This window comes from Moorena sp. SIO4E2, assembly GCF_010671945.1.
GTDB classification, from domain to species: Bacteria; Cyanobacteriota; Cyanobacteriia; order Cyanobacteriales; family Coleofasciculaceae; genus Moorena; species Moorena producens.
This window is the reverse complement of record NZ_JAAHIE010000922.1, coordinates 1-2,231: the sequence shown is the minus strand read 5'-3', so window position 1 is coordinate 2,231 and position 2,231 is coordinate 1. Positions and strand designations below refer to the sequence as shown.

The 2,231-nt window shown below is 40.3% G+C and carries 1 protein-coding gene and 1 pseudogene; one reads left to right on the top strand and one right to left on the bottom strand.

What is annotated here, in order from left to right; genetic code table 11:
* Positions 1 to 135 precede the first annotated feature (135 nt).
* Positions 136 to 1,509 carry an RNA-guided endonuclease InsQ/TnpB family protein gene (locus F6K37_RS39000; protein ID WP_287256596.1) on the bottom strand — a complete coding sequence of 458 codons (1,374 nt, stop codon included), beginning with the start codon at positions 1,507 to 1,509 and terminating at the stop codon, positions 136 to 138.
* A 67-nt stretch (positions 1,510 to 1,576) separates the two neighbouring features.
* Between F6K37_RS39000 and tnpA the strand changes: the two are divergent.
* Positions 1,577 to 1,995, top strand: a pseudogene (tnpA, locus tag F6K37_RS38995) (IS200/IS605 family transposase).
* Positions 1,996 to 2,231 lie beyond the last annotated feature (236 nt).

The window sequence follows — 2,231 nt, the reverse complement described above, 5'->3', positions numbered from 1 at the left end:
CAGTCCTTTGACATGCAAGCTAAAATCATTACTGGGTAATAAGTTCAGCCCATCAGTTACTTAGGGCTTGCTGAAAAAGTATTTGGGTAGGGTTGACATCTCCCCCACTTAAAAGAGGGGGATTCTATAAGGATGTTACGAAGGAGGGTAAACCCGTCCTTCTTCACTTTTATATCGATATGATTTAGACATGGAATTGAATAAATCGTATCGATGTGGAAGTGTCAAAGCTTCCCTAGCCACCTTGGTCATGTCAAAGGACTGTGTGGTTACTTTTCGTAGGATATTGGCAGCGCCGTTAGTATCGGCGTTGATCAAATTTCCTGAGGCTGTTCTATACAATCCACGCCTAACTCTTTTTCCGGAAGGGTTCCATCCTGCGGGTTTTTCACCATATTTCGGCAAGGAATCTCCATCCAAGAAAGACGCTTTACTCGTATACGACTCCTCAGTCGTTATTAGCTTAATTCCATATTCAGAACAAAGCTGTCTTAGTCTTTCTATCAATCGTTTAGTGGGGATAATTACATTTTTCTGATTCCCACTTCTTCCCATGTTGGAGCGTTGTTTTTGTCCTTCATTCCATCCGAAAACAATGTTTCCTATGCCGTCAGCCAAGCAGCGATTTACAATAAATCTAGCTGCCTTGTTTATAGCGTCGCGCATTTGGTTGTTGCGCTTTAATTGAATACGATCAAGATTAGAATCCCAATAAAAATCCGATTTACCAGCTTTGTGTTTAGCGACTAAGCGGGCATGCCCCTGATTCATTGATTTAAGTTTTTTTCCATCAATGATAAAACTTTGACCTAAGGTGGTCACGCAGGTGAGCCAGTTGTCTCCACCATGATCTATACCCAGGGCTTGAGAATAATCCAATTTGCTATTAACAGAAACTGGTTTTTTTCCGTCGTCAATGACCCAGTCAATCCATAGCTGCCCGTAACAGGGGCGGATTGTAACTTCTTTTACCCAATCTGAATCTATAAAATCAGGAAGTTCAAGAGATATCTTGGTTAGTAATTCTGGCTTACTTTCTTTGCTTACAGATGGGTAAAATAAACCTTCTTTGTAAGTCAAGGCTTGTCTTGGAAAAGTAACAGACGCTAGGCCGCCTTTCTTCCTATATCTAGGAAATTTTGGCCTGTCTACACTTCCTTTGTAATAAAGTCCGACTAACTGATTGTAGCTAGCAATTGCTTCCCCTACCGTCTTTAAGGTTTGTTGAGCGGATTGTGCCGCCATTCCTTTGTAATGGGGACTGAGCTTCAAAGCTTTATCTAGTTCTGGATACCTAGTCGCACATTTGTAAGTCTTCCAGCCACATTTAAGTTCATCTTTGCACCAGAAAGTAGTGTAAGCATCCTGGTCTTGTAGCCATTGATAATGTTTTTGCTTGGCGTAATATATGGCGCAATTATACAAGCTATTTGCTTGTTCGCATTGAAAGACCCAAAAAGCCTTTTCTTCGTCTGAAAACGTCGCTCTTACCGGTATTGTTCTGTACAATTTGCTTCGCCTCTTTGTATACCATTATCATTGATACTACATCCCTCGTCAACAAAAATTGGGAACAATGGCAAAATTATCCTCAAAAGACCATGAATACCGCCGTACCGAAGGATCTCTGTCATCAATCAACTATCATTTCGTTTTTGTGCCAAAACGTCGAAAGCCAGTGCTAGTAGAGCATGTAGCTCGACGACTTCAAGAGATAATCTTCAATTTAGTTTAGTATCTGAACATGGTTGGAACTTGATCGCCCTAGAAATAATGCCTGACCACGTCCATCTATTTATCAATGCCCCAACTCATGAATCTCCTGCTGAAATAGCGCGATGGATAAAAGGACGAGCTTCTCATCATTTAAGAAAGGAGTTTCCAAGTTTGAAGAAATTACCATCACTTTGGACTCCAACCTATTTCGTAGCGTCAACAGGTCAAGTCAGTACTGAAATAGTCAAAAAATATATCGAGAGCCAAAGAGGTAAATAGCCAGGACACGACGCAGGGCTGTTTCATTGTCGATGTAAAAATTTTTTCTGAGGTTCTGAAACCGCCTTGAAGTAACGGCTTCACCCTTTTTTTATTATTTAAGTATTTCAACCTAAAAAAGTCTTAAATTCTCTAAGCGCAAAAAGCTTGGGCAACGGAATAAAAAAGCGAATGATATCAACAAAACAAAAAGCGTTCGCCGATACTGTAAAATAAAAGCGAACGCTATTTAATTA